The following is a 26847-nucleotide window of genomic DNA, read 5'->3' on the forward strand; positions in this document are numbered from 1 at the left end:
GACAGTGACATGAAAGTGAACGGGCGGGGTCCGGTTCGCCGGCCCGGGAGGGGAACGTACGATCCATGACCGTGCAAGGTTCGGAGAACACTTCCCGTCGCGGCCGTCGCTCCAGCACCATGGGTGGCATGCCGACCAACGACATGCCGTGGTGGCGCTGGCGCAGCAACGTGCGCTCGGCGCTGCACATGCTCTCCGACCCCGGGTTCCAGCGGGAGTGCTGGCTCGCGGGGCGCGAGGAGTACGGGGACGTGACCGACGCCGTGTACCGGCTCGTCGAGGACACGTGGCTCGACAACTGGTCCGCGGAGAAGTACGTGGGGACCATCTTCCGCGACCCCCAGGAGGCGGCCCTCGTCGACACGGCCGTGCTGCGGGTCCTGCGGATCATGCACGAGGTGGGGCCCGACGCGCTGGTCTCGGTCTATCTGGAGCACCCGGGGTGGCCCGAGGCGGTCCGCGCCGCGCGCGACGCGCACGTACGCCTCGCCGCGGGCGACGGGGACGACCCGGACGTGCCGCCGAAGACCCTGGAAGTGCTGCGCATCCTGACCCGCTCCGCGTGAGTCCGCCGCGCGGAACGTCCGCGCACGGCGGCTCCCACGTGTGGGAACCTTGGCTCCATGAACGAGCAGTCCACCGCCGCCGCCCCCGCTGAGCAGTACGTCCTCACCCTCTCCTGCCCCGACAAGCAGGGCATCGTGCACGCCGTGTCGAGCTACCTCTTCATGACCGGCTGCAACATCGAGGACAGTCAGCAGTTCGGCGACCACGACACCGGACTGTTCTTCATGCGTGTCCACTTCTCGGCCGAGTCCCCGGTGACCGTCGAGAAGCTGCGGGCGAGCTTCGCCGCGATCGGCGACTCCTTCCACATGGACTGGCAGATCCACCGCGCCGAGGACAGGATGCGGGTGGTGCTGCTGGTGTCCAAGTTCGGGCACTGCCTGAACGACCTGCTGTTCCGCTCCCGGATCGGCGCGCTGCCGGTGGAGATCGCCGCGGTCGTCTCCAACCACACGGACTTCGCCGAGCTCGTCGCCTCGTACGACATCCCCTTCCACCACATCCCGGTGAACCGGGAGAACAAGCCGGAGGCCGAGGCGAGGCTCCTGGAGATCGTGCGCAAGGAGGACGTGGAGCTGGTCGTCCTCGCCCGCTACATGCAGGTGCTCTCGGACGATCTGTGCAAGGCGCTCAGCGGGCGGATCATCAACATCCACCACTCGTTCCTGCCGAGCTTCAAGGGCGCCAAGCCCTACCACCAGGCGCACGCGCGCGGCGTGAAGCTGATCGGCGCGACCGCGCACTACGTGACGGCCGACCTCGACGAGGGGCCGATCATCGAGCAGGAGGTCGAGCGGGTGGGCCACGGCGTCACCCCCGACCAGCTGGTGGCGATCGGCCGTGACGTGGAGTGCCAGGCGCTGGCGCGGGCCGTGAAGTGGCACGCGGAGCGCCGGATCCTGCTGAACGGCCGCCGCACGGTCGTCTTCGCCTGAGGGCCGCCGAAGGCCCGGCCCTTCTCACATCCGGCTGAGCGAGGCCGCCGAGAACAGCACGTCGCGGATGGCCTCGCGGTCGCCGTCCTGCCCGGCGGCGGCCTCCTCCGGGGAGACGTGGCCCGCGGCGAGCCGGCAGAACTCGACGCCGTCCAGCGCCACATGGGCCACCTCGTGGTCCCGGGACGCGGTCGCCGCGGGCGAGTCGAGCGGGATCAGCCACTCGCCGCCGCCGAGGCCCTCGATCTCCAGACGCAGGCTGCGGCCCGGCGCGCCCGCCGCGACCAGCTCGCGCGAGGGGGTGGCGAGCCCGGAGCGGCGCCGCCCGGCGAGCGTTTCCGGCAGCAGGGCCGCGGCGAGGCCGATCATGTGGTGGAGGTGCCGGGGCGCGGGCGGCGCGTACGGGTAGTCGACGGCGTCGGCGATGTCGCTCGCGTGGATCCAGCACTCGAAGGCGCGGTCCGTCATCGCGTCGCGCAGCGGCAGTTCGACCGCCCGCGCCTCGGGCCCCGCGCCGTCCCCGGGGGCGGGCACCGGCCCGTACGGCACCGGGAGGCGGCCCGAGCCGTCGCCGGCGAACGACACGGTGCGGATCAGTTCGTGCGTCTGCTCGCGCCAGGGGGTGCGCACCGCGCGGGTGGGCGGGAAGTACGAGGCGCGCCAGTACGCCTCGGTGCGGTGGGCGGGGTCGCGCGGGACCCGGACCTCGGCGCCGAGCGGGTCCTCGAGGCCGAGGGCGAGCCCGACCATGCCGTCGACGGCGAGGAGATGCGCGATGACCCCGGCGACGGTGGTCTTCCTGCTGACCGGGCCGTCGTCGTCGAACCAGCGCAGCCGCACCGGGGCGTGCCACTCCGCGTCGCCGATGTCCTTCAGGAGGGCGTCGAGGCGGGCGGTCTCCGCGTCGTACGGAACGGCCCACTCGGGCACCGGGATGCGGGGCGGGCGGCGGCCGAGGCAGCTCTCCAGGACGCGGGTGCGCAGGCCCGGGTCGAGGTCGAGGCTCTCCTCGGGGTGCAGCAGGCCGACGGCGTCGCGCAGCCGCAGCGCCTCCTCGGCGCAGGGCCCGCAGTCGCCGAGGTGTTCCTCGACGGCGAGGGCCTCCCGCGCGGAGCAGGCGGAGAGCGCCCACGCGCCGAGGAGGGACTTCAGGACGGGGTGGCCGAGATCGAGCGGCGGGGCGGCGGGCGCGGTCTCCGGGGGCGGGTCGGGGACGGGCAGGCCGGTGTCCTCGACGGAGGCGCGCGGCAGCGGTATGCGCGGCCCGGCCCCGCGGTCCGGCTCGTCGCGCGGCTCGGGGCGGTCGGCGCCGGTCACAGCGCGGTCCCGGGGCCGGGCGAGGCGCCCGGGCGGGTGCCCCGGCGCAGGTCGGCGGAGGGGTCGGCCGCGAGGTCGTTGGCGGTGGAGAGCAGCTGCAGGCCGAGGCGGAGCCTGCGGCGGGCCTCGTCCTCGGTGACGCCGAGGTCGGCGGCGGTCTGGCGGTAGTCGCGGCGCTGGAAGTACGCGAGCTCCAGGGCGGCCCGCAGCGGGGTCGGCATGGCCGTGACGATGTAGTCCGCGCGGGCGGCGGCGGAGGCGCGGCGGACCTTGCGCTCCAGGTCCTCCCTGGTGCCGTGGCCGCCGCGGGCGAGGGCGGCGGACTCGGTCTGGCGCAGCCTGCGGACGGCCTGCCGGTGGGTGAGCGTGGCGATCCAGGAGCGCAGCGGGCCCTGCCGGGGGTCGTAGGCGTCGGGGTTCTCCCAGACGTGGGTGAAGACCTCGCGGGTGACGCGGTCGGCGGCCGGTTCGTCGCCGAGGACGCGGTGGGCGAGGTTGTGCACGAGCGAGGCGAACGTGTCGTAGAGCTCTCCGAGCGCGGCCGCTTCCCCGTGCGCGAGGCGTTGCTGCATCCGGCGGTCCCAGCGCCGCGGCGCGTCCTTCGGCATGCGGCCCCCTCGTGCGCTTGCCCTGTTCTGCCTTCTCCGACGGTACTTCGCGTACGGCGGTTCGTGTTCCTGACGCCCCCTCGAATCTAGTCGGGGCCACTGACAACGCACTTCGGTTTGCGGCAAAGGCCACTGCTTGCCGGAGACCGGATGATATTGACGCGGGTCCCCTGGTGTTTCATGGGGTACGGGTGGGGCAGCCGAAGCAGAACGAAACGTAGGGACTGCTTCCGGATCGCTCCGGAACCGACGGACGGCTGAGACGGACAGCAGGGCGAGCGAGAGGCGTGACGCGTGACGCTCAAGGTGACGGTGGGTGAGCAGGCAGGCTGGGCCGTGCTGTGCGTGTCCGGCGAGATGGACCTGCTGACGTCGCCCGTGGTGCGCCAGCGCGTGCACGACGCCGTGGCCGACGGCCGCAGGCGCATCGTGCTCGACCTCTCCGAAGTGCTGTTCTGCGACTCCAGCGGGGTCGGCGTGCTGATCGCCACGCGCCGGCTGATCCGCTCGTTCCAGGGCCGGCTGCGGCTCATACTGCCCGCCAAGGGAGCCGAGGACGGCTCACACGTCAACCGCGTCCTCGCGGCGCTCGGCGTGCGCAGGCTCTTCGAGGTCTTCCCCGATGTGCCGGCGGCGCTGGACGACGAGGCGACCCCGCTCTCCGCCTAGCGTCCGTCCGGCGCTCACGCGCCCGGCAGGAAGAGGCAGAAGGGGTGGCCGTGCGGGTCGCGCAGCACGCGCACGGCCTGCTGCGGCTGGTGTTCCTCCACCGTCGCGCCCAGGGCGCGGGCCCGCTCGGTCTCCGCCGCCAGGTCGTCGACCTCCAGGTCCAGGTGGGCCTGCATCTGCTGGGTGCCCGGGCCCTGGGGCCACACCGGGGGCGTGTGGTCGCTCTCCAACTGGAAGCTGAGGCAGGGGCGGTCCTGCCCCGGGGCGCGCAGCCGGACCCACTCCGGATCGCGCTCGGCCTCCTCCCAGCCCAGCAGGGCGCGGTAGAAGTCGGCCAGCGCCGGTGGGTCGGGGGTGCCGAGGACGAAGGCACCGAGCGTGGTCGTCATGAGGTCCCTGTGCCCTCGATCGTCGCGCTCACGCATCCGCCCACACATCGTCCCCACATCCACTCACGTCCACTCACGCATCTGCCCGCCGATCAGTGGCCAGCGGCCCCGCGGCGGCTCACTCGACGTGCCGTTTGGCCACCCGCACGAAGGAGTTGATGGCCGCGCGCGAGGTGCGCCGCCGCGCGGCCATCTCCTCGCGGTCGTCGGTCCTGTGGACCTCGCCGATCTGGTCCAGGACCTCCCACGCGAGCCGGATCAGCTCGTCGTCGTGGGTGAGCAACTGCACCCGGAACAGCGCCTCCTGGGCCTCGGAGCGCTTCTCGTAGGACCGGAAGCGCGACTCCTCGCTCTCCTCGTGACGGCCCTCCGACCGCCGGAACCAGCGGTCGACGACGACCCGGTGGTAGTTGACCAGCGCGCCCGCGTAGGCGCTGTACGCGTCGATCCGCTCCTGCCGCAGCCGCTCGCCCCGGGTGAACCGCTCCGTCCGCTCGATCGCCCTCCGCTGGAAGGAGTGGGTGAGCCCCGCGCCCAGCAGGGTCCCCAACACCGCTATGACACTCGCCGCGACCGCTTCCACGCGGGACAGTGCAGCACATCACCGCCGTGGCACACCCTTGTCCCGGAATTCCCGCGGTCTTGACACAAGCATCGCTTTCCCGTCTCCGGGCACTCGTCACGTCGTACGCTCACAGCCGGGGAAAGACTCCCCGGGCAAGCACCCAACCGCGGAAGTGAGGCGGCCCGAAGATCATGGACAGTGCCGAGTACGAGCGTAGGATCGCGGCCCGGTTCGCCACCTTCGACCAGGACGGCAACGGCTACATCTCCCGTGAGGACTTCAGTACGGCGGCGGCTGCCCTGTGCTCCGAGTTCGGCGCGACGGCGCGGTCCGAGCAGGGGCAGGCCCTCTACATCGGGGCCGAGGCGTTCTGGCAGGGCATGGCCGGGATCGCGGACCGCGACGGTGACCAGCGGATCACCCGGGACGAGTTCGTGGGCGGCGCGGTCAAGCGGCTGCGGGACAACCCCGAGCGGTTCGCGGAGATCGCCCGGCCGTTCCTGCACGCGGTGATCGCGGTCGCCGACGGCGACGGGGACGGCGCCGCCACCCCCGAGGAGGCCGGGCGTGCGCTCCGGGCGCTGGGCGTGCCCGAGGACGTCGCGTCGGGTGCCTCCGCCGCGCTGGACGCGGACGGCGACGGCCGGGTCGCCGAGGACGAGATCGTGACCGCCTTCGCGCAGTACTTCACGGTCCCCGAGTAGGGCGGGCCCGCCGGCGCGCCGGCCGGAGACGGCCGTACCGGCGCGTCAGCCGGAGAAGCGCTCGCGCAGCTTGTACTTGAGGACCTTGCGCAGCGTCTCGTTGCGCGGAAGGGCCTCGACCACCTCCAGTTGCTCGGGCAGCTTGTAGGTGGCGAGGCCTTCCGCGCGCAGGTACGAGGTGAGCGACTCCAGCGTCAACTCGCCGGTGTCCGCGCGCTGTTCCACCACCGCGCAGACCCGCTCCCCGCGCTCGGGGTCGGGCAGGCCGACGACGGCCGCCTCGTCCACGGCCGGGTGCCGGTGGAGCAGGTCCTCGATCTCCTTGGCGGAGATGTTCTCGCCCTTGCGGATGATGATGTCCTTCGCCCGCCCGGTGAGGACCAGATGGCCGCTCTCCCGCAGGTGCCCGAGGTCCCCGGTGACCAGGAATCCGTCGGCGTCGAAGACGTCCGCGCTCTGCGCCGGGTCCAGGTAGCCCCGGCAGACGGCCTCGCCGCGCAGCCGCACCTCGCCGTCGGTGCCGGGCGGGAGCGGCTTGCCCCCGGCGTCGGTGATCCGGATCTCCATGCCCTCGGGGGGCAGGCCCTCGGTGGTCGCGAGGTTCTCGGCGGTGTCGTCCGGGGCGCCCATGGTGATCATCGGCACCTCGGTCATGCCGTATCCATGGGTGAGTTGGCAGCCCATCTCGCGCACCACCGCGTGGTAGACCTCGGGCGGCTTGGGCGCGCCGCCGCCCGCGAGCAGCCGCAGCGTCGGGATGACCTTCTCCCCGTCCGGCAGCTTGCGCTGTTCGGCGAGGAACATCGAGTAGAAAGCCGTCGACCCGCCCGCCACCGTCACGCCGTGCCGCCGGTAGCCGTCGAGCGCGGCGGGCAGCGCGAAGTGCTCGAACATGACCGCGGGGAAGCCGTAGAGCAGCAGCATCACGGTGTAGTCGGGGCCCGCGATGTGCGCGAAGGGGAACGCCATCGAGCCGACGTCCGCCGCCGTCAGGTGCAGGGCGTGCGCCAGGCAGGAGCCGCCCGCGATCAGTGAACGGTCCGTGTGCAGCACGCCCTTGGGGTCGGACGTGGTGCCCGACGTCCAGTAGATCCAGCGCACCGCTGTCCCGTCGGAGGGCGGCGGGGGCAGGACGGCCGGGTCGCCGTCGGGCAGCGCGTCGTACGCCTCGAAGACGCGGAACGCGGTGCCCCCGCCGAGCCGGCGGGCCATCTCCGTGTGGTCGAAGCCGCGCCGGCTGCCGGGCACCGCGAAGAACTCCGCCTTCGACTCCCGTAGGGCGAAGCCGACTTCGCGGTCGCGATGGAAGGGGATGAGCGGCGACTGGACGGCGCCGATGCGGGCGAGCGCGAAGGAGAGCAGCGCGGTCTCGATGCGGGTGGGCAGCTGCCAGGCGACGACGGTGCCGGGACGCACGCCCATGTCGTACAGGCCGCCGGCGACGCGCTCGGCGCGGTCCCGGAGGCCGCCGAAGGTGAGCGTGCGGTCGTCGGCGGGGTCGTCGGCGGCCTGGAGGAGGACGGGGCGGTCGGGGGTGAGATCGGCGCGGCGCGCGATCAGCTCCCAGAGCGTGCGGGACTCACCCAGTGCGTACGCGGTCTCGTTGCGCGCGGGCCTCATGAGATCCCCTCCCGTTCCCACGACCGTTCCCATGACCGTTGCCACGACAAGAACTGACGGTCAGTCAGATGGTGTCCGTGAGCGTAAGCCCCGGCGCCTTGTCGGTCCAGGGGTGCGGGGCTAGGCTGCTCTCTGACGGCGCGTCAGATACGTACGCGGACACTCACGTAGGAGCCGCATGGACCTCACGTACACCGACGAGGAGGAAGCCTTCCGGGCCGGGCTGCGCGACTGGCTCGCGGCGGTGCTGCCGAAGCTCCCCGCCAAGCCGTCCCCCCAGGACTGGCCGGGGCGCCGCGCCTACGACACGGCGTGGCAGCGCCTGCTGTACGACGCCGGGTACGGGGAGGTCCACTGGGACGCCTCCCCGACCCAGCGGCTGATCTTCCTGGAGGAGACCGAGAAGGCGGGCGCCCCCTATGTGGGGGCCAACTTCGTGGGCCTGCTGCACGCGGGCCCGACCATCGCCTCCGAGGGCACCGCGGAGCAGCGCGAGCGCTGGCTGCCGCCCGTCCTGCGCGGCGACGAGGTGTGGTGTCAGGGCTTCAGCGAGCCCGAGGCCGGATCCGACCTGGCGTCGCTGCGCACGCGCGCGCGGCGCGACGGCGACCACTACGTGGTGAGCGGCTCCAAGATCTGGACCTCGCACGCGGAGGTCGCCGACTGGTGCGAGCTCCTGGTGCGCACGACACCGGTCAGTGAGGCCGTGCCCAAGCACCGTGGGATCACCTGGCTCGCGATGCCGATGGACGCCCCCGGCATCACCGTGCGGCCGCTGCGCACCCTCGCCGGGTCCACGGAGTTCGCGGAGATGTTCCTCGACGACGTGCGGATCCCGGTGGCGCACCGCGTCGGCGAGGAGAACGACGGCTGGCGCGTGACGATGGTGACGCTCTCCTACGAGCGGGGCACCGCCTTCGTGGGGGAGGTGGTGGCCTGCCGGCGGGTCCTCGGCGAGCTGGCCCGCGAGGCCCGCGGGAACGGCCGCTGGGGCGATCCGGCGCTGCGCCGCAGGCTGGGGCGGCTGAGCGCGGAGTTCGCCGCGCTGTGGCGGCTCACGCAGTGGAACGTGAGCGAGGCGCAGCGCACCGGCGGGGTGCCGGGGGTGGGCGGCTCGGTCTTCAAGCTGCGGTACTCCCACGCCCGCCAGGAGCTGTACGAGGCCGCCGCGGAGGTCCTCGGCGCGGGCGCGCTCGACCTCGACCAGGAGTGGGTCCTCGACCGCCTCTCCTCGCTCTCGTACACGATCGCCGCGGGGACCTCGCAGATCCAGCGGAACATCGTGGCCGAGCGGATCCTCGGCCTCCCGAAGGGCCGGTGAGGATCCGGATGGACTTCCAACTGACCGAAGATCACACAGCGTTGCGGTCCGGGATGCGGCGGCTCCTGGAGGGCCGGTTCACGCTGCGTGACGCGACGGACCGGGTCGACCGCGCGCTCTGGCGCGAACTGGGCGGCGCGGGGTTCTTCTCGCTCGCGCTGCCCGAGGCCGAGGGCGGCGTCGGACTCGGGCTCCCGGAGGCCGTGTTGATCTTCGAGGAGGCGGGGCGGGCGCTGCTGCCGGGGCCGGCGGTGGCGTCGTTCCTGGCGGCGGGGGTGGTGCCGGGCGCCGCGACGGGGGAGACGGTGGTGACCGCGGTCGACGGCGCGCTGGTGCCGTGGCTGGACGAGGCGGACGTGGTCCAGGGGGACGTGACCGGCGCGGTGCCGCTGCGGTCCGTCGACCCGCTGACGCCGCTGCACCGGGTGCCCGACGCCGGGCCCCTCGCGCGGGGCGCCCTGCTCTACGCGGCGGAACAGCTCGGCAGCGCCGCGCGCACCTGCGAGTCGGCCGTCCAACACGCCCGTCGGCGCGAGCAGTTCGGCCGTCCGATCGGGGCGTTCCAGGCGGTCAAGCACCTCTGCGCGCAGATGCTGGTACGGGCCGAGCTCGCCCGGGCCGCGGTCTACGCGGCGGCCGTGACCGGCGACGTCCTCGACGCCCGCGCGGCCAAGCTGCTGGCCGACGACGCGGCCGTGCGCAACGCCCGTGACTGCCTCCAGGTGCACGGCGGCATGGGGTTCACCTGGGAGTCCGACGTGCATCTGCATCTGAAGCGGGCCTGGGTGCGGGCCGAGCTGGGATGCACGGCGCGGGACGCCGAGGAGGCGCTCGCGGCGGCGCTCTGAAGGCGGGAGAAAAGGGGGTTCCCAAAAATTGGTCTGCCCGATATCGTGCGCTTTGTCCGTTGTTTCGTGGATCGAAATGCCTCTGGACGAAGGCTACTGAGCGTCGATATCGGGTTGTGTCCTACGCGTGACTCGTCACGGCATGGAGTCGGCGCCCGGCTCGGGTACCTTGTGTGGGATGCGAGTGGTTCAGAGGTGGAGCCATGCCGGTGTTGCCCAGGTGGCGGCGCCGGACCCGGCAATGCGCGCCGCTCGCAGCGCAGGGCGGGGTTTCGCCCCCGCCTGTTCGACCCCCCGCAGTGTGCGTCGCACAGTATGCAGCACGCGTACTCCTTCGCGCTGGAATATGCCCGAAGCGCTTGTTGGGGTGACTGAACGTCAATCATGCTGTCTCCCAAGGGGATCACGTTCGGTGACCCTGTGGAGTCGCGAGGCGATGTGTCCGCCGGTTCGGATGGTGTGAGCGGTGCAGGTGCTTCAAGTTCAGCTGGAGGTCGGGGCTGACCCCGCCGAGGTGGGCCGGGCCAGGCGGTGGGCCCGCTCACGACTCGCGGGCTCGGGCATAGAGGCCGACGAGCCGGTCGCCGAGACGCTGATCCTGTTGATCTCCGAGCTCGTGACCAACGCGGTCGTGCACACCGGCTGCCCGGCCGTGCTGCGCATGCTGCTGCCCGGCGTCCCCGCGGACGTGCCGGGGACGGTCCGGGTCGAGGTGGCCGACAGCAGCGCCCGCCCGCCCGCCCAGCGGCACGCGGACGGCGACGACACCAACGGCCGCGGCCTGGAGCTCGTCGACGGCCTCGCCGACCGCTGGGGCTGGCAGCCCGAGGGCTCGGGCAAGAGCATCTGGTGCGAGGTCGACCGGTGCGACGCCGGTGTCGCGGCGGCGACCTTCGAGGGCACCACCCACGACGGCTCGGCCTGCGACGTCGTGGCCTACGACGTCGCGGCCTACGAGGCGTCCGGCCACGAGGGGCAGGCCTGCGGGGAGTCCGCCTACGGCGAGCCGGTCCACGGGGCCGCGGTCTACGAGGCGACGGTCTGTGAGGCGACCCCCCGCGGCATCACGGCGTGCGACGGCGCGGCCTACGGAGGGGTGGCCCCGGTGGGGGCGGCCTCCCAGCGCGCGGCCAGGGCGGCCAGGGCGGCCTACAGCCGGACGGCCTACGGCGACCTGGACGTCGCCTACGAAGCCGTCTGAGCGATCTGAGCGGTCTGAGCGTTCCGGCGGGCTTGGATTCCGGGCGGGCCCGGACGCCCGGGCGGCCCGAGTGGTCCAAGCCGTCCCGGCGCCCGCCCGGCGCCCCGCATGCGCCGTCGTGTGCCACGGTGCGCGCAGGCATGCGCGGGTGGGGTGAACCGGGCATAGCTCATGAATCCCCGAGTGGGTGTTGACGTACCGTGGCTGCTTGATCACGCTTGGGTGACAGCGATCCGCCGCGAGGGGACGTCGAGGGCGCTCGGTGACGGAGCTCCGGCTTCCTCGGTGACGGAGCTCCAGGTCCTTGACGAGGTGTGGGTCGCGATTTCGGCGCGGGTCCCTTCGTGGCCGCACGGACGGGGACCGGCGCCGGAGCCGGACGGTGGCGTGTGCGGCGGCGCGCTCGGGGCGGACGCCGAGGCGCCGCCGTCCGGCGGGGTCAGAGGACGGCGACCGGTGCCACCGGGGTGCCCGTGCCGCCGACGAAGGGCTCCGGCATCGCGGAGAGCAGGAACGCGTACCGGGAAAGTTCTGCACAGGCTGTGGACAACTTCTCCAGATTCCAGTTCTGGCCCTGGAGCATCCCCATCTCGACGAGATCGAGGGCGTGCACGGGCAGCCACAGGTTCTCGACCTCCGGCGGGAAGATCTCGAAGGTGAGGGTGTCGTCGGCGACGGCGGCCACGTCCCGGGCGTGGAACCACTCGGGCGTCCGCAGCGAGAGGCCCGGCGAGGGGTGGGCGTACGCGTGCTTGTCGCCGCCGAGGTAGACCTGGATCTGCCCCGTGCGGACGAGCACGATGTCGCCGGCGCGGACGGTGACCCCGCCGAACTCCGCCGCCTCGTCCAGGTCTTCGGGGGTGACGGCGTGGTCGCCGGGCAGCCGGTCGAGCCCCTTGGCGCGCGCGACGTCGAGCAGGACACCGCGCGAGACGATGTGCGGCGCCTTGTCGATGCCGCTGAACCGCGCGCCGGCGTGGGCCGTGATGGTGTCCGCCGGGCGTCCGTTGTAGATCTTCCCCGAGTGCGACACATGGGTGAGGGCGTCCCAGTGGGTGGCCGTCTGCAGCCCCATCGTCACCGCGTCGTCGCTGGTGGCGACGGTGCCGGGGCCGAACAGCTCCTGGTTGATCTGCACCATGGTGTGCAGCGGGTTCACCCGGCCGGGGATCATGCCCGTCTGGACGCCGTCCTCCTCGAGCGGCAGCGCGAGCGGCACGCGGCGCCCCGCGCGGACCTCGCCCGCCGCCGCGCGGACCACCTCGTCGGTGACGAGGTTGAGCGTGCCGATCTCGTCGTCGTTTCCCCAACGCCCCCAGTTGTTCACGCGTTTGGCGATGTCGTGGAACTCCGCAGGCAGAGCGTCCGGACGTGACATGAGTCCTCCGCGGGGCTTGTCTTTCGGTATCTGACGGGTCATAGAATCTAACGGTCCGTCAGAAACCGCGGGAAGGGGCCGGACGTGGGGAACTTCTTGGCAGGCAAGGTGGTCGCCGTGACCGGCGCCGGGCGCGGCATCGGCAGGGCCGTCGCGCTCGCCGCGGCGGCGGAGGGGGCGAAGGTCGTCATCAACGACTACGGCGTCTCCATGGCGGGCTCCGAACCGACGAGCGAGATAGCCGAGGCGGTGGTCAAGGAGATCCAGGCCGCGGGCGGTGAGGCCGTCGCCGTCGCCGACGACGTCTCCACCATGGAGGGCGGCCGGCGGATCGTCGACGTCGCGCTCGCCGAGTACGGACGTGTCGACGGGGTCGTGTGCGTCGCCGGGATCCTGCGCGAACGGATGCTGTTCAACATGTCCGAGGAGGAGTGGGACCCGGTCGTCGCCACCCACCTGAAGGGCACCTTCACCGTCTTCCGCGCGGCCTCCGCGGTGATGCGCAAACAGGGCACGGGCACGCTGATCGGCTTCACCAGCGGCAACCACCAGGGCTCCGTGGCGCAGGCCAACTACAGCGCGGCGAAGGGCGGGATCATCTCGCTGGTGCGGAGTGCCGCGCTGGGCCTCGCGAAGTACGGGGTGACCGCCAACGCGGTGGCGCCCGTCGCCCGTACGCGCATGTCCGCCAACGTGCCGATGGAGCTGAAGGAGATCGGCGAGCCGGAGGACGTCGCCGCGCTCGTCACGTATCTGCTGAGCGACCGGGCCCGCGCGGAGAAGATCACCGGGCAGGTCTACACGATCGCCGGCCCCAAGATCGCGGTCTGGGCCCAGCCGCGCGAACTGCGCGCCGGTTACGCGGACGGGGCCTGGACACCCGAGAAGATCGCGGACTTCCTGCCGGGGACGGTGGGGACGGACCCGATGCCGCTGCTGGCGCAGCTGGAGGCGATGGCGAAGGCGGCGGCGGACGGCGAGCGGCCCAACGCGTAGTCCGCGGACGGGGTCGGGGACAGGGGAGGGGCGGGCGGTGGATTTCGGGTTCGGGGCCGAGGACGAGGCGTTCCGTGCCGAGGCGCGGGCCTGGCTCGGTGAGCACCTCACCGGTGAGTTCACGGCGGCGGTGGGGACGGGCGGGCCGGGCAGCGAGCACGAGGGCGGCGCCGTCCGGCGTGCCTGGGAGCGGGAGTTGGGGCGCGGCGGGTGGATCGGGCTCGGCTGGGACACGGAACGCTTCGGCAACCGGCGCGCCTCGCTGACCCAGCAGGTCGTCTGGGCCGAGGAGTACGCGCGGGCCGGGGCGCCCGGCCGGTACGGGCACATCGGCGAGAACCTGCTCGCGCCGACGCTGCTCGCCTACGGCAGTCAGGAGCAGCGGGACGAGTTCCTGCCGCCGATCGCGCGCGGCGAGGCGCTGTGGTGCCAGGGGTACAGCGAGCCGGGCGCCGGGTCGGACCTGGCCGGGGTGCGGACGCGGGCGGTACGGGACGGGCCGGACTGCTTCCGGGTCACCGGGCAGAAGGTGTGGACGTCGCTGGCGCGGGAGGCGGACTGGTGCTTCGTGCTGGCGCGTACGGGGGTTGGTACGGGTGCGGGTGCGGGTGCCGGCGCGGGGGAGGGGGCGGGGCGGCCGCATGAAGGGTTGTCCCTGGTGCTGGTGCCGATGGACCAGCCCGGGTGCGTGGAGGTGCGGCCCATCCGGCAGTTGACCGGGACCAGTGAGTTCAACGAGGTCTTCTTCGACGGCGCACGCGCGCGTGCCGCGCATGTGGTGGGCGGCGTCGGCAACGGGTGGCGGGTCGCCATGGGGCTGCTCGGGTTCGAGCGGGGGGTCTCCACGCTGGTCCAGCAGATCGGCTTCGCGGAGGAGCTGGGGGTCGTGCTGCGGGAGGCGGTCGCGTCGGGGGCGGCGGGGGATCCCGTGGTGCGGGAGCGGCTGGTGCGGCAGTGGGCCGAGTTGCGGGTCATGCGGTGGAACGCGTTGCGGACGTTGGGGGGCGGGAGCGGGAGCGGGGGCGGGGGCGAGGGCTCCGGTTCGGGTTCAGGTTCGGGTTCGGGGGCGGGTGTGGGTGCGGTTGCTGACGCCGGGGCTCCCAGTGTCGCCAAGTTGTTGTGGGGGCGGTGGCATCAGCGGCTCGGGGAGCTGGCCATGACCGTGCGGGGCGCGTCCGCGGCGGTGGGGCCGGGGGACTGGGAGGCCGAATCCCCCTACGAACTCGACGCCCTGCAAAGGCTCTTCCTCTTCAGCCGTGCCGACACCATCTACGGCGGCTCGGACGAGGTGCAGCGGAACATCATCGCCGAGCGTGTGCTCGGTCTGCCGAGAGAGGCCAGGGGGCCTCGGTGAAGGGGTGTGCGTGATGCGGGGTGTCGTCTTCGACGGTACGCGGGCCGAGGTGGTCGACGACCTGGAGATACGGGAGCCGGGGCCGGGGGAGGTGCTGGTCGCGGTCGCCGCGGCGGGGCTCTGCCACAGTGACCTCTCGGTGATCGACGGGACGATTCCGTTTCCGCCGCCGGTGGTGCTGGGGCACGAGGGGGCGGGGGTCGTGGAGGCGGTGGGGGCCGGGGTCACGCATGTGGTGCCCGGGGACCACGTGGCGCTGTCCACGATCGCCAGTTGTGGGGCGTGCGCGGACTGCGGGCGGGGGCGGCCGACGATGTGCCGGAAGGCGATCGGGGCGCCGGACCAGCCGTTCTCGCGGGGCGGCAAGCCGGTGTACCAGTTCGCGGCGAACTCCGCGTTCGCGGAACGGACGATCGTGCGGGCGGTGCAGGCCGTGAAGATCGCGGACGACATTCCGTTCACGTCGGCGGCGCTGATCGGGTGCGCCGTGGTGACCGGGGTGGGGGCCGCGCTGAACCGGGCGGAGGTGGGGCTCGGGGACTCCGTGGTGGTGATCGGTACGGGTGGGATCGGGCTCAACGTGCTGCAGGGGGCGCGGATCGCGGGCGCCGGGACGATCGTGGCGGTCGACGCGAACGTGGCGAAGGAGGGGGTGGCGCGGCAGTTCGGGGCGACGCACTTTTTCGGGGCGACGGAGGCGGTGCGGGGTGTGCTGCCGCACGGGGCGGACCACGTGTTCGAGTGTGTGGGGCGGGTGGAGCTGGTGCGGGAGGCGGTGGACCTGCTGGACCGGCGGGGGCAGGCGGTGCTGCTCGGGATGCCGGGGGCGAAGGCGGAGGCGTCGTTCGTGGTGGCGTCGATGTTCCTGGACAAGTCGATCCTGGGCTGCCGGTACGGGAGTTCGCGGCCGCAGCGGGATTTCGCGCTGTACGCGGAGCTGTACCGGAGCGGGCGCCTGTTGCTGGACGAGCTGGTGACGGCGACGTATCCGGTGGAGGACTTCGGCAAGGCGGTGGAGGACGCGGGGGCGGGGAGGGTGGCGCGGGGGGTTTTGACGTTCTGACGTTCTGACGTTTTGAGGTGCGGGTGCGGGTGTGCTTTGGGCTGGGGTTTGCGCCTTGGGTTCGTCTGTGGGTGCGGGGCCGTGGGGGTATGTGCGTACTCGCCATCCCTGCGGCGCTGCCTCGCGGACAATGTTGCTAGAGCACGCTCGGTGCTCCGTGCGCACATACCCCCACGTCCCCTCCTGTCTCGTACGCGCCTGCCGGCCGGTGGGAGCCAACGCTGCCGCGCCACCGGGACGGCCACGCGGTGCGGTGCGGAAAACCGCGCGACGGTGGGGGTGGTGGCGATTAGCGTCGCCGTATGAGTTACCGCGCCATCGTCAGCCCCGCCGTCGCCCGCTGGTGCGTCGTCTCCGTGGCCGCGCGGCTTCCCGTCGCGGCCACGCCCCTCGCTCTCGTGTTCCTCGTCCGCGAGCGCCCCGGCGGCTACGCGCTGGGCGCGGTGCTCGCCGCCGCGTACGTGGTGGGGGAGATCGTCGGCGCCCCTCTGCTCGGGATGCGGATGCGCGCCGAGCGGGCCCGCCCGCACCTGGCCGTCGGCCTCGCCGTGGGCGCCGCCGCCTTCACCGCGCTCGGCGCGCTGCCGGACGCGTCCCCCGTGACGCTCGGCGCCCTCGCCTTCCTCGCCGGCGCCGCACCGGCCGCCGCGCCGGGCAGCCTGCGCGCGCTGTTGACGAGCGTCGTGCCTGCGGGGGCCGTCGCGCAGGCCCTTGCCGTCGAGTCGATGCTGACGTTCGTCATCTGGGCCGTCGCCCCGGCCGCCGTCACCGGCCTGGCGCTCGGGGTGTCCGCCGCCCTGCCGCTGACCGCGGTGGGGCTGTTGATGGGCGCCTCCGTGGCGGGACTGTGGATGCTGCCCGCCGGGTGGGAGTCGGACGCCGACGACCGCGGCGGCGAGTCCATGGCGCGGATCCTGGTGCGCGCCTGGCCGGTCTTCGTGACGGGCGCGGCCGGCCTGTCGATGCTCGCCCTCGCCGAACTCCTGCTCCCCGCGCTCCTGGAGCAGCGCGGGATCGACGTGGGCTGGGCGGGCCCCCTGCTCGCGGGCCTCGCCGTGGGGTCCGCCGTCGGATCGTTCGTCTACGGGCTGCGCACGTGGCCGGGACGGCTGCGGACGCAGAGCGTGGTGCTGATGTCCGGCGTCTGCGGCTGTCTCGCGCTGGTCTCGGTGGTGCCGGGCGTCGCGTGGCTGTTCGCTGTGCTCGGTGTCGCCGGGGTGCTGCAGGCGGGGGCCATGCTCACCCGTAACCTCTCGCTGCGCGAGGTGCTGCCGCCCAGCGCCCTCGCCGCCGGTTATTCGGTGATGTACGCGTCCGTGGGCGCCGGTTACGCGGCGAGCGGCTCGCTGGCCGGCGGGCTCCTGAACGTCGTCCCGCCGTCCACGGCCATCCTGGCCGGGGTGGCGCTCGGCGTCCTCCTGACCGTCGTCGCCATGCTGGGCGAGGTGCGGCCCGTGCCGGAGCGGTCAGGCGGCGGTGACGTCGCGGAACGTGCGGCGGTAGGTGGTGGGGGTGACCCCCAGCGCGGCCTGTAGATGCTGCCGCATCGACTGCGCCGTGCCGAAGCCCGCGTCCCGCGCCACCTGGTCCACGGACAGGTCGGTGGACTCCAGCAGGTGCCGCGCCCGCTCCACGCGCTGCTGGGTGAGCCACTGGCCGGGGCTGACGCCCACCTCCTCGCGGAACCTGCGGGTGAACGTGCGCACCGACATCGCCTCCTGCTCGGCCATGTCCCGCAGCTGCAGCGGCTGTTCGAGGCGGTCAAGCGCCCACGCCCGTGCCGAGCGCGTCGTCGCCACCTGGGGCTCCGGCACCGGGCGTCGGATGTACTGCGCCTGGCCCCCGTCGCGATGCGGCGGCACCACCGTACGGCGGGCCACGTCGTTGGCGACCGCGGTGCCGTGGTCCCGTCGTACGACATGGATGCAGAGGTCGATGCCCGCGGCAACCCCCGCCGACGTCAGGATGTCGCCGTCGTCGATGAACAGCACGTCCGCGTCCACCCGTACCCGCGGGAAGAGCCCCTGGAAGTGTTCGGCCGACGACCAGTGCGTGGTCGCCGGGCGGCCGTCGAGGAGGCCGGCGGCGGCCAGCACGTACCCGCCCGTGCAGATGGCGACGAGCCGCGTCCCCGGCCTGATTTGGGCGAGCGCCGCGGCCAGCTCGGGGGTGAGACGACCCTCCTCGTGCACCGGCCCCAGCTCGTACGAGGCCGGGACGACGACCGTGTCCGCGGTGGCCAGCGCCTCGGGGCCGTGCTCGACGAGGATCGCGAAGTCGGCGTCCGTGCGGACCGGCCCCGGCGGGCGGACCGAGCAGGTCACGACCTCGTAGAAGGGGTGCCGCTCGGGGGTGCGCGCGCCGTTGAAGATGCGCTGCGGGATGCCCAGTTCGAAGGGGATCACGCCGTCCAGGGCGAGGACGACGACACGGTGCCGGTCGGGTCGGCTCGCGTCGGTCCGGGTCGCGCGGTCGCGGGAGGTCATGGCCCGATCCTAGCGAATGCTGTCTCTCGGGCCACTCGTCCGGTACGGACCGTTTCCCGATGCTGGGTGACGTGAACCAGACAACCGAGACGCCCGAGCGGAACGCCTCCCCGCCGCACGCGACCGCCCGTCGCACGCCCCGTCCCCGTATCCACCGCGCGTGGTTCGTCGCCGCCGTCACCTTCGTCACGATCATCGGCGCCGCCGCGTTCCGCTCGCTGCCCGGTCTGCTCTTCGACCCGCTGAAGGAGGACTTCGGCTGGTCACGCGGCACCGTCGGGCTCGCGGTCTCCATCAACCTCACGCTGTACGGGCTGACCGCGCCGTTCGCCGCCGCGCTCATGGACCGCTACGGCATCCGCAAGGTCGTCGCGGTCGCGCTCGTCGTGATCGCCGCCGGCTCCGGCCTGACCGTGTGGATGCAGTCCGCCTGGCAGCTGCTGCTGTGCTGGGGGCTCCTCGTCGGCCTCGGCTCGGGCTCGATGGCGCTCGCCTTCGCCGCCACCGTCACCAACCGCTGGTTCACCGAGCGGCGCGGGCTCGTCAGCGGGATCCTCACCGCGGCCTCCGCGTCCGGGCAGCTCATCTTCCTGCCGCTGCTCGCCTGGATCGTCGAGACGTACAAGTGGCGGCCCGCCGCCGTGACGGTCGCGCTCGCCGCCCTCGTCGTCGTCCCCTTTGTCTGGCTGCTGCTGCGCGACCACCCGGCCGACGTCGGCCTGAAGCCCTACGGCGCCGAGGAGTTCGTGCCCAAGCCGCCGCCCGTCACGGGCGCGGGACGGCGCGCGGTCAGGGTGCTCGCCAAGGCCGCCCGCACCGGCCCCTTCTGGCTCCTCGCGGGCAGCTTCGCGATCTGCGGCGCCTCGACGAACGGACTCATCCAGACCCACTTCGTGCCCGCCGCGCACGACCACGGCATGGGCGTCCGGGCGGCCGCCTCCCTGCTCGCCGTCATCGGGATCTTCGACATCGTCGGGACCATCGCGTCGGGCTGGTTCACCGACCGCTTCGACGCGCGGCGGCTGCTCGCCGTCTACTACGCGCTGCGCGGCGTCTCCCTGCTCTTCCTGCCGATGCTGCTCGCCCCGAACGTCCACCCGCCGATGATCTTCTTCATCGTCTTCTACGGCCTGGACTGGGTGGCCACCGTCCCGCCCACCCTGGCCCTGTGCCGCGAGCAGTACGGCGACGACAGCGCGATCGTCTTCGGCTGGGTGCTCGCCTCGCACCAGGTGGGCGCGGCCCTGGTGGCGTTCCTCGGCGGCGTGGCGCGGGACACCTTCGGCTCGTACGACGTCGTCTGGTACGCCTCGGGCGCGCTGTGCGCGGCGGCGGCGCTGATGGTGCTGGTGATACGGCGGAGGGGGCCGGGGCGTGTGGCGGTGGTCGCGGGTGCGGGTGCGGGTGCGGTCTGAGGGGTGAGGGGTGGCGGGGTGCGAGAGGTATGTGGGGTACGCGGGGTGCGCGCCGCTTCAGGGAGTGAAGCGGCCGAACCCGCCCCGGTGGAAGAGGAGCGGGTCCCCTTCGGTCTCCGCCGTGCCGAGGGCGTCCACCCGGCCCACCACGATGAGGTGGTCGCCGCCGGTGTGGACGGCCTGGACCGTGCAGTCGACCCAGGCCGGGGCGCCGGTCAGCCGCGGGGAGCCGGAGACCGGCGCCGCGTCGTAGCTCACCCCGGCGAACTTGTCGCCGCCGCTCACCGCGAACGCGCGGCACAGGGCGCCCTGGTCGGCGCCGAGGATGTTCACGCAGAAGACGCCCGCGCGCGCGATGCGCGGCCATGTCGTCGACGTACGCGCCACCATGAAGGAGACCAGGGGCGGGTCCAGGGAGAGCGAGGAGAAGGACTGGCAGGCGAAGCCGGCGGGGCCGACGGGGCCGACGGGGTCTGTGGGGCCGGCGGTGCCTACCGGTGCGCTCCCGGGGGTCTCGGCCGGGGCCGTGATCACGGTGACGCCCGTCGCGAAGTTTCCCAGCACCCGGCGGAATTCGCCCCGGTCGAGCGGCGCCCGCTCGTCGTCGCGGACCGCGCGCAGCCGGGGGCGTGGCAGTGCGTCGACGGGGGCGGTAGCGGTACGGGCCCCGACCGACCTGAGGTATCGGACGGCGGTGGCCGCCATCCCTGCGTGTCCCATCACATCGACCATTGAAGCTGACGGGGCGTCAGATGTGAAGGGCGTGGCCGAAACGCTCCGGACCCACGAGTATCTTCAGCCCCATGAAGTGGGGGAAACCGCGTCGGAGCTGGGGCGACGTCGAGATACGGGCCGCGGGGGCGGCGAGCGCGGCACAGTTTCCGGTGGCCGGGCTCGTGTCGTTCGTCCTGACGCTCGGCCAGGACGACCACGGGGCCGGGGGCGGCCCCGCCTTCGGGCTGGCCTGCGCGATCCTCTTCGCGCCGCTGCTGCTGCCGGTCCTCGGCATGGCGCACTCGGGGGTGCTCACGCTGCCGGCCGTCTGGCTGGGGCGACGGGCGGCCGCGGTGTGCGGGCGGGGCCGGGAGCGGGGCCCGGAGTGGGCGTGGTCGGTGGGCTGTCTGGTGCCGGTCGGCCTCGCGTGGGCGGGGTTCTTCGCCGCGCTGGGCGCGCCTTTCGCGGGGCTCGCGTGGTGGATCACGGTGAGTGGCGTCGTGCCCGCGCTGAACGTCGCGTACTGCAGGCGACGCGAGGAACGCCTCGGCCGGCCGCTGCGCAAGGTCTGGATCCTGTCGGGCCTCGTCTCGCTCGCCCTGTGCGCGACCGTGCTCGGCGCGGCGGTCGTCGCCACGGAGACCGGCCTGATCAAGGAGTACGAGCCGCCACGCCTGGCACCGGGGCAGGTGGCGGGCGCGTGGCGGGACGATGACGGCGAGCTCCGCTTCCGCCTGCGCGAGGACGGCCGCGCGGAACTCCCTTCGTGCGGCGACGCCCCCGGTACGTGGAGGTTGACCGGCGACGACGAGCTCCTGGACCGCCGCCCGGCCCTGGAGGTGGACACGGCGAGGTCGCTCGACGCGGACGCGGAGGCTGACGCTGACGCCGAGGGGTGTGAGGGCCCGCAGACCTGGACCGTGGGCGGCACGGAGGACGAACCCGAACTGTTCGTGAACGTGGGTGACATGGACGCACCGGACATAGAGACGCTGCATCGGGAACGGTGAGGCGGCGCCGGGGACAATCGGCGGAGACGGAGACGCCGACGGAGGGCGGCGGGGGTGCGGGCGGGCCCGGGGCGGGGCGTGTCGGATGCGTCCGGGCCTCAGCGGCCGCGATACATCGGGGTGCGGCGTTCCACGAAGGCCTTGACGCCCTCGTTCGCGTCCGTCGTCGTCATGTTGATCTCCTGTGCCGCCGCTTCCGCCGCGAACGCGCTCGCCCGGTCCGTGTCCAGGGAGGCGTTGACCAGCTGCTTGGTCAGGGCCAGGGCGCGGGTCGGGCCGGTGGCCAGGCGGTCCGCCCACGTCCGTGCCGTCTTCTCCAGTTCGTCGGCCGGTACGACGCGGTTGACCAGGCCCAGCCGTTCCGCGTCCGCCGCCGACACCGCGTCGCCGAGGAACATCAGCTCCTTGGCGCGCTGCGGCCCGATCAGGCGGGGCAGCAGATAGGCGCCGCCGCCGTCCGGTACGAGGCCGCGGCGGACGAACACCTCGATGAACCGCGCGGGTTCGGCCGCGATGACCAGGTCGCAGGCGAACGCCAGATGGGCGCCGATGCCGGCCGCGGTGCCGTTCACCGCGGCGATCACCGGCTTCTCGCAGTCGAGGACCGCCGCGATCAGCCGCTGGGCGCCCTGCCGGATGGTGCGGGCCACATCGCCGGGCACCCGCTCCCCGCCCGACGGCGCCCCGGACGCCGGTGCTCCGCGCAGGTCCGCGCCCGCGCAGAATCCCTTGCCGGTCGCGGTGATGACGACGGCCCGCACCGCGGGGTCGCCGGACGCCGCGTCGAGCAACGCGATGACGCGTTCGCGCTGGTCCCAGGTGAGGGCGTTCATGGCGTCGGGGCGGTTGAGCGTGATCCACGAGACGCCGTTGTCAGTGGTGTGCCGTATCAATGAGTCGAGGGCGTCGTGAGGCTCAGGGGAGGCGGTCATGGGGGAGTGGCTCCGTTTCGCGTGGAGGCGGATGGCGATGCAGGTGCGCGCACGAGTGCGGGTACGGGTCCGCGCACGGGTGCGGGTACGTGAGACGCGGCGCCAAGGGGGCCTAGTGGCAGACCGCGAACGCGTCGAGCGCCACCGCCCCCTGCCCGCGCGGCAGCACCATCAGCGGGTTGATGTCCAGCTCCGCGAGGTCGTCGCCGAGTTCGAGCGCCATCCGCTGCACCCGGAGCACCACCTCGACCAGCGCGTCGACGTCCGAGGGAGCCGCGCCCCGCACCCCGTCGAACAGGGCCCGCCCCCGCAGTTCGCGGAGCATCGCCTTCGCCTGGTCCTCGCCGAAGGGCGGCACCCGCACGGCCGCGTCCCGCAGGACCTCGACGAGCACACCGCCGAGCCCGACCGTCACCGTCGGCCCGAAGAGCGGGTCGTGCGCGACGCCGACGACCATCTCGACGCCCCGCTCGACCATCTGGCAGACCAGGATGCCGTCCAGGGCGACACCCTCGTAGCGGGCGATGTCCGTGAGCTCCCGATAGGCGTCGCGCACCTGGCTCGCCGAGGTCAGCCCGATCTTCACCAGGCCCAGTTCGGTCTTGTGCGCGAGCTGCGGGCCCGACGCCTTCATGACGACCGGGTAGCCGACCAGGCCGGCCGCCCGCACGGCCGCCGCCGCGCTCGTCACCAGCTGTTCCCGCGGCACCCTGATGCCGTACGCGCGCAGCAGCTGCTTCGCCGCGTGCTCGCTGAGCTGCTGGCCCGGCCGCATGAGCGCCTGCGCCTTGCGGAAGGACGGGGACGGGGTGCGCGGCGCCTCGTCGAAGGGCGAGCGATAGTTCGTGGTGAAGCGGTGGTGGTCCAGATAGGCGCGCACCGCCGTGATGCAGTTGGCGAAGGTGCGGAAGGTCGCGACCCGCGAGGAGCCGAGCAGCGTCTTGCGGTACGCGTCCTCCGTGCCCACCGGCGAGCCCCACACCACGCACACCAGCTTGTCCGTGCGCTCCGCCGCGTCCACCAGGTCCTGCGCCAGCTTGTCGCTCATCGGCGGGAAGGGGCCGGTGATCGGACAGATCAGCACGCCCACCTCAGGGTCGTCCAGGATCGCGTCGATGATCTTGGGGCCCCGCCAGTCGCCGACGGGGTGCCCGCCGTTGTCGATGGGGTTCGCGACGTTCAGATAGCCGGGTATCCACTCGTGCAGCTCCGCCTGCTTGGCCTCGGAGAGCGTGGGCAGGCGCAGGCCGGCCTCGGTCGCGAGGTCCGAGAAGTGCGCGCCCGTGCCGCCCGAGATCGAATAGACGGCGACGCCGTCGGCGCGTGGTGTGCGCGCCCGCGCCAACAGGGCGGCCGTGTCCTGGAGTTCGTCCAGCCCGTCGACGCGGATCACGCCGAACTGCCGCATCGCCGCGTCGACCACCGTGTCCGCGCCGGTCAGTTTGCCGGTGTGTGACGCCGCCATGCGGGCGCCGGTCTCGGTGCGGCCGACCTTCACGGCGACCACGGGGACGCCGCGGCGGGCCGCCCGGTCGGCGGCGAGCAGGAAGGCGCGGCCGTCCTTGAGGCCCTCGACGTAACAGGCGATGGCGCCGACCTCGGGGCGTTCGGCGAAGTAGGAGATGAAGTCGGAGGTCTCCAGGTCGGCCTCGTTGCCGGTGGGCGCCCAGTGGGAGAGGCGTACGCCGAGCTCCTGCATCGTGAAGACGGGGCGGCCCTGGTGGCCGGACTGGGTGATGAGTGCGATGGCGGGGCCTTCGAGGTCGTCGCGGAACTCCTCGAAGGCGTTGAGGTTGGTGTTCGGGCCGAGGAGCCGGAGGCCGGAGCGCTGGACGGCGGCGGTGAGGCGGGCCTGGGCGGCGGCGCCCTCCTCGCCGGTCTCGGCGAATCCGGAGGCGAAGGCGACGGCGAACCTGACCTTCTCCTCGGCGAGTTGCTCGATGACGGGGAGCGGGTCGGCGACGAGGAGTACGGCGAGGTCGACCTGTTCCGGGAGGTCCGCGACGGAGGGGTGGCAGGGGAGGCCGAAGACGGTTCGGCGGGTGGGGTGTACGGGGTGGATGCGGGCGCCGACGCGGGTGGCCCAGGTGAGGAGTTGGCGGGTGATGCCGGTGTTGGGGCGGCCCTCGGCGTCCGAGGCGCCGATGACGGCGACGGAGGCGGGGCGGAAGAAGCGGTCCAGGTCGGGTACGTCGGCGTACAGCGGTCGGCCGCTGACGTCCAGGTCGTCCGGGGCTCTGCCGTGGACGGTGTTGGGGGGGAGTTCGCCGCAGGCCACAACATGCGCGCGGCGGGGGTCGGTGGTGAAGGTGCCGTGAGTCGATCCAAGCATCGGTCCGCCCGCTCCTGTGTGACAGCACTTACCTGACGCACAGTCAGATTACTTAATTGACGCTGTGTCAGGAATGGGGCTGCACGCAAAGCCTGGCGGTGGGGGTGGTGCGGGGTCTACGGAATCGTAGGGTCCGGGGGGTTGCCAAGGTCGCGAATCAGCCTTCGCGTGGGCGGCTGCGCTTGGGGTGGGGGCGCTTTGGGTGGGCGTGCCGTGGCGTGGGCGGCTGCGCTTCGGGGTGGGGTGCGTTTTGGGGTGTGCGCGGTGAAGGGAGGGGGGGGTGGGCTGGTGTTGTGTGGCGGGTGGCGGTTCTGGACGGCAGGGGTGTGGGGGTGGCGGGGCCGTGGGGGTATGTGCGTACTCGCCATCCCTGCGCCGCGCCGCACGGACAACGGTGCCAGTGTGGGCTCGGTGCTCCGTTCGCACATACCCCCACGTCCCCTCCCGGCCGTTTTCGGCCGTCGGTCAGGCCGGGCGGAACACCGCGATGGCCGGGGTCGCCTCTGTCGCGGCTCGGAATGTCGCCTCGAGCCGCATGCCGATGCGCAGGTCGCTCTCGGGGCAGTCGATCAGCTCCGTCATCATGCGGGGGCCCTCGGCCAGGTCGACCACTGCCGCTGTGTAGGGGGTGCGGGTGGTGAAGGGGGGCAGGTCGTTTCTGTGGATGACCGACCAGGTGTAGAGGGTGGCCCGGCCGCCGGCCTGTTCCCAGGTGACGTTCTCGCTCCAGCAGTGCGGGCAGAATTCGCGCGGGTAGTGGTGTGCCGTCCCGCATGCTCCGCAGCGGCGGATCAGTAAGCGGCCCTCGGCGGCGGCCTCCCAGTAGGGGCGTGTGAACGGGTCGGTCTCGGGCACGTCGAAGCGTGGTGCCGGGGGGTGGTTCGGGCTCATGGTGTGTCCGATCGTGACGTCGGAGCTGATGGGGCGTCAGTTCAGCGCAGTCGCCCGGGGCGCGCAAGGGGAAGGTCCCGTGATGGGATCGCAATCGGTTTTGGAACTTGACCGTCACCCATCAAGTAGTCGCGCGGTTACTCTCCAGTCATGGCCGACTCGACCGCTCCGCTTTCGCTTCCGCAGGACCGTCCCGTGTACGTCATCGGCGGTGGTCCCGGCGGTCTCGCCGTCGCGGCGGCCCTGCGGGCACGGGGCGTCCGGGCCGTCGTCCTGGAGAAGGCCGAACGCCTCGGGGCCTCCTGGCGGACGCATTACGACCGGCTGCATCTGCACACCACACGCCGGCTCTCCGGGCTGCCGGGGCTCGCCATCCCGCGGGCGTTCGGGCGGTGGGTCTCGCGCGACGACGTCGTGCGGTATCTGGAGAAGTACGCCGAGTACCACCAGCTCGACATCGTCACCGGGGTCGAGGTGACCGGGCTCGAACCCGACGGGAGCGGCTGGCTGTTGCGGGCCACCGGGGGGCGGGAGCTGAGGGGGAGCGCGGTGGTGGTCGCCACCGGGTACAACCACACCCCGTATCTGCCGGACTGGCCCGGGGCCGGCACCTACACCGGTGAGCTTCTGCACGCGGGTGGGTACCGGAATCCTCGTCCTTACGCGGACCGGGATGTGCTGGTCGTGGGGGTCGGGAACACCGGTGCCGAGATCGCCGTCGATCTCGCCGAGGGGGGTGCCGGGCGGGTGCGGCTCGCCGTGCGCACCGCGCCTCACATCGTCCGGCGCTCCACGGCCGGGTGGCCCGCGCAGATGTCCGGGATCCTCTGCCGCCGGCTGCCCGTCGCTCTCGCCGACCGGCTTGCGCGGCCGGTCACCCGCGCGGGCGTGCCGGATCTGTCGGCCATGGGGCTGCCGCGTCCCGACACCGGCTTGTTCTCGCGGGCCCGGCAGGGCGCCATTCCGGTGCAGGACGTCGGTCTGATCGACGCCGTGCGGAAGGGGCGGGTCGAGCCGGTCGCCGCCGTGGAGTCCTTCGAGGAGGGCAAGGTGGTCCTCGCCGACGGCAGCCGGATCGGGCCCGACGTCGTCATCGCGGCCACCGGGTACCGGCGCGCCCTCGAAGGCCTCGTCGGTGGCCTCGGGGTGCTGGACTCCCGCGGGCGGCCGGTTCCGCACGGCCGCCGTACGGCACGGGGGGTTCCCGGGCTCTATTTCACCGGCTTCACGAATCCCGTCAGCGGCATGCTGCGCGAGCTCGCGCGCGACGCCGAGAAGATCGCCAAGGCGATTGCCGGGCGGTGACGTAATTCGGAGGCGGCGAGTGGTGCCTCGGGGGAACAATGGGTCATGTCCTCAGAGATCTTCGCGTCCGCGGACGCGCATGCGCAGCAGCAGCCCACGGGACCCGGGTGGGAGGTGACCTCTGATCTCGGTGGGTTTCTCGAGCGGGCCCAGGAGTTCCTGCGCTCCGAACCCGCTCTGCACACCGCCCTGTTGAGCGTCACCGAGGTCCTTCGGGCGCGGGGGCC

The 26847-nt window shown here is 72.9% G+C and carries 24 protein-coding genes and 1 pseudogene; 14 read left to right on the top strand and 11 right to left on the bottom strand.

The features are described from left to right. Positions 1 to 65 precede the first annotated feature (65 nt). Positions 66 to 566 (top strand): SCO4402 family protein, encoded by a 501-nt coding sequence (locus ACZ6B8_RS31255; protein WP_471087780.1) that lies wholly within the window; start codon positions 66 to 68, stop codon positions 564 to 566. Between the two features lie 57 nt (positions 567 to 623). Beyond that, the gene (purU, locus tag ACZ6B8_RS31260; RefSeq protein ID WP_471609382.1) at positions 624 to 1502 is read left to right on the top strand and encodes a formyltetrahydrofolate deformylase; all 879 of its coding nucleotides are present in this window, start codon (positions 624 to 626) and stop codon (positions 1500 to 1502) included. A gap of 24 nt (positions 1503 to 1526) precedes the next feature. On the opposite strand, the gene ACZ6B8_RS31265 is transcribed toward purU, so the two are convergent. Beyond that, positions 1527 to 2819 (bottom strand): zf-HC2 domain-containing protein, encoded by a 1293-nt coding sequence (locus tag ACZ6B8_RS31265; protein ID WP_471609383.1) that lies wholly within the window; start codon positions 2817 to 2819, stop codon positions 1527 to 1529. Further along, a complete protein-coding gene (locus tag ACZ6B8_RS31270) occupies positions 2816 to 3427 on the bottom strand; it encodes an RNA polymerase sigma factor (protein ID WP_471087775.1) in 612 nt (203 codons plus the stop codon). The genes ACZ6B8_RS31265 and ACZ6B8_RS31270 overlap by 4 nt, the downstream gene beginning before the upstream one ends. 294 nt (positions 3428 to 3721) lie before the next feature. On the opposite strand from ACZ6B8_RS31270, the gene ACZ6B8_RS31275 reads away from it, so the two are divergent. Further along, positions 3722 to 4096: an STAS domain-containing protein gene (locus tag ACZ6B8_RS31275; RefSeq protein ID WP_358775049.1), complete on the top strand. Its 375-nt coding sequence runs from the start codon at positions 3722 to 3724 to the stop codon at positions 4094 to 4096. A 14-nt stretch (positions 4097 to 4110) separates the two neighbouring features. Here the strand turns inward: ACZ6B8_RS31275 and ACZ6B8_RS31280 are convergent, their stop codons facing one another. After that, entirely contained in the window at positions 4111 to 4485 is a 375-nt protein-coding gene (locus tag ACZ6B8_RS31280; protein ID WP_471609384.1) for a VOC family protein, read from the bottom strand. 118 nt (positions 4486 to 4603) lie between these two features. Then, positions 4604 to 5068 carry a hypothetical protein gene (locus ACZ6B8_RS31285; protein WP_471087769.1) on the bottom strand — a complete coding sequence of 155 codons (465 nt, stop codon included), beginning with the start codon at positions 5066 to 5068 and terminating at the stop codon, positions 4604 to 4606. Positions 5069 to 5241: 173 nt separating this feature from the next. Between ACZ6B8_RS31285 and ACZ6B8_RS31290 the strand changes: the two genes are divergently transcribed. Then, positions 5242 to 5754, top strand: coding sequence for an EF-hand domain-containing protein (locus ACZ6B8_RS31290; RefSeq protein ID WP_471087766.1), 513 nt, complete (start codon positions 5242 to 5244; stop codon positions 5752 to 5754). Positions 5755 to 5799: 45 nt separating this feature from the next. Here the strand turns inward: ACZ6B8_RS31290 and ACZ6B8_RS31295 are convergent, their stop codons facing one another. Continuing rightward, complete coding sequence (locus ACZ6B8_RS31295) at positions 5800 to 7374, bottom strand: class I adenylate-forming enzyme family protein (protein WP_471609385.1); 1575 nt, start codon at positions 7372 to 7374, stop codon at positions 5800 to 5802. A gap of 178 nt (positions 7375 to 7552) precedes the next feature. On the opposite strand from ACZ6B8_RS31295, the gene ACZ6B8_RS31300 reads away from it, so the two are divergent. The 3 genes and pseudogenes from ACZ6B8_RS31300 to ACZ6B8_RS31310 all read left to right on the top strand — a co-directional run. Further along, positions 7553 to 8695: an acyl-CoA dehydrogenase family protein gene (locus ACZ6B8_RS31300; RefSeq protein WP_471087760.1), complete on the top strand. Its 1143-nt coding sequence runs from the start codon at positions 7553 to 7555 to the stop codon at positions 8693 to 8695. 8 nt (positions 8696 to 8703) lie between these two features. Continuing rightward, positions 8704 to 9543 (top strand): acyl-CoA dehydrogenase family protein, encoded by an 840-nt coding sequence (locus tag ACZ6B8_RS31305; protein ID WP_471087756.1) that lies wholly within the window; start codon positions 8704 to 8706, stop codon positions 9541 to 9543. A gap of 466 nt (positions 9544 to 10009) precedes the next feature. Next, positions 10010 to 10408 (top strand): annotated as a pseudogene (locus ACZ6B8_RS31310) (ATP-binding protein); the annotation flags it as partial. 775 nt (positions 10409 to 11183) lie between these two features. Here the strand turns inward: ACZ6B8_RS31310 and ACZ6B8_RS31315 are convergent. Next, positions 11184 to 12122, bottom strand: a complete 939-nt coding sequence (locus tag ACZ6B8_RS31315; protein ID WP_471609386.1) for a cyclase family protein — start codon at positions 12120 to 12122, stop codon at positions 11184 to 11186. A gap of 84 nt (positions 12123 to 12206) precedes the next feature. Between ACZ6B8_RS31315 and ACZ6B8_RS31320 the strand changes: the two genes are divergently transcribed. From ACZ6B8_RS31320 to ACZ6B8_RS31335, 4 genes are all read left to right on the top strand, one after another. Further along, positions 12207 to 13118 carry an SDR family oxidoreductase gene (locus ACZ6B8_RS31320; RefSeq protein WP_471609387.1) on the top strand — a complete coding sequence of 304 codons (912 nt, stop codon included), beginning with the start codon at positions 12207 to 12209 and terminating at the stop codon, positions 13116 to 13118. Positions 13119 to 13155: 37 nt separating this feature from the next. Beyond that, a complete protein-coding gene (locus tag ACZ6B8_RS31325) occupies positions 13156 to 14472 on the top strand; it encodes an acyl-CoA dehydrogenase family protein (RefSeq protein ID WP_471609388.1) in 1317 nt (438 codons plus the stop codon). A 13-nt stretch (positions 14473 to 14485) separates the two neighbouring features. Then, positions 14486 to 15535 carry a Zn-dependent alcohol dehydrogenase gene (locus tag ACZ6B8_RS31330; protein ID WP_471609389.1) on the top strand — a complete coding sequence of 350 codons (1050 nt, stop codon included), beginning with the start codon at positions 14486 to 14488 and terminating at the stop codon, positions 15533 to 15535. A 302-nt stretch (positions 15536 to 15837) separates the two neighbouring features. Then, on the top strand, positions 15838 to 17070 hold the full coding sequence (locus tag ACZ6B8_RS31335; RefSeq protein ID WP_471609390.1) for an MFS transporter: 1233 nt from the start codon (positions 15838 to 15840) through the stop codon (positions 17068 to 17070). Here the strand turns inward: ACZ6B8_RS31335 and ACZ6B8_RS31340 are convergent. Further along, the gene (locus tag ACZ6B8_RS31340) at positions 17002 to 18021 is read right to left on the bottom strand and encodes a GlxA family transcriptional regulator (protein WP_471609391.1); all 1020 of its coding nucleotides are present in this window, start codon (positions 18019 to 18021) and stop codon (positions 17002 to 17004) included. The two genes, ACZ6B8_RS31335 and ACZ6B8_RS31340, sit on opposite strands and share 69 nt — an antisense overlap. A 59-nt stretch (positions 18022 to 18080) precedes the next feature. Here ACZ6B8_RS31340 and ACZ6B8_RS31345 point away from each other — a divergent pair, with 59 nt between their 5' ends. Continuing rightward, positions 18081 to 19436 carry an MFS transporter gene (locus ACZ6B8_RS31345; protein ID WP_471609392.1) on the top strand — a complete coding sequence of 452 codons (1356 nt, stop codon included), beginning with the start codon at positions 18081 to 18083 and terminating at the stop codon, positions 19434 to 19436. Between the two features lie 57 nt (positions 19437 to 19493). Here ACZ6B8_RS31345 and ACZ6B8_RS31350 read toward each other — a convergent pair whose 3' ends face one another. After that, positions 19494 to 20156 carry a flavin reductase family protein gene (locus tag ACZ6B8_RS31350; protein ID WP_471609393.1) on the bottom strand — a complete coding sequence of 221 codons (663 nt, stop codon included), beginning with the start codon at positions 20154 to 20156 and terminating at the stop codon, positions 19494 to 19496. Between the two features lie 83 nt (positions 20157 to 20239). On the opposite strand from ACZ6B8_RS31350, the gene ACZ6B8_RS31355 reads away from it, so the two are divergent. Further along, complete coding sequence (locus ACZ6B8_RS31355; protein ID WP_471609394.1) at positions 20240 to 21160, top strand: hypothetical protein; 921 nt, start codon at positions 20240 to 20242, stop codon at positions 21158 to 21160. 98 nt (positions 21161 to 21258) lie between these two features. Here ACZ6B8_RS31355 and ACZ6B8_RS31360 read toward each other — a convergent pair whose 3' ends face one another. From ACZ6B8_RS31360 to ACZ6B8_RS31370, 3 genes are all read right to left on the bottom strand, one after another. Then, positions 21259 to 22092: an enoyl-CoA hydratase/isomerase family protein gene (locus tag ACZ6B8_RS31360; protein WP_471609395.1), complete on the bottom strand. Its 834-nt coding sequence runs from the start codon at positions 22090 to 22092 to the stop codon at positions 21259 to 21261. A gap of 112 nt (positions 22093 to 22204) precedes the next feature. After that, positions 22205 to 24424, bottom strand: coding sequence for an acetate--CoA ligase family protein (locus tag ACZ6B8_RS31365; protein WP_471087721.1), 2220 nt, complete (start codon positions 24422 to 24424; stop codon positions 22205 to 22207). 465 nt (positions 24425 to 24889) lie between these two features. Beyond that, positions 24890 to 25315, bottom strand: coding sequence for a Zn-ribbon domain-containing OB-fold protein (locus tag ACZ6B8_RS31370; RefSeq protein ID WP_471609396.1), 426 nt, complete (start codon positions 25313 to 25315; stop codon positions 24890 to 24892). 150 nt (positions 25316 to 25465) lie between these two features. On the opposite strand from ACZ6B8_RS31370, the gene ACZ6B8_RS31375 reads away from it, so the two are divergent. After that, positions 25466 to 26620 (top strand): flavin-containing monooxygenase, encoded by a 1155-nt coding sequence (locus ACZ6B8_RS31375; RefSeq protein WP_471609397.1) that lies wholly within the window; start codon positions 25466 to 25468, stop codon positions 26618 to 26620. Positions 26621 to 26847 lie beyond the last annotated feature (227 nt).

The organism is Streptomyces sp. NPDC041122, assembly GCF_055592445.1.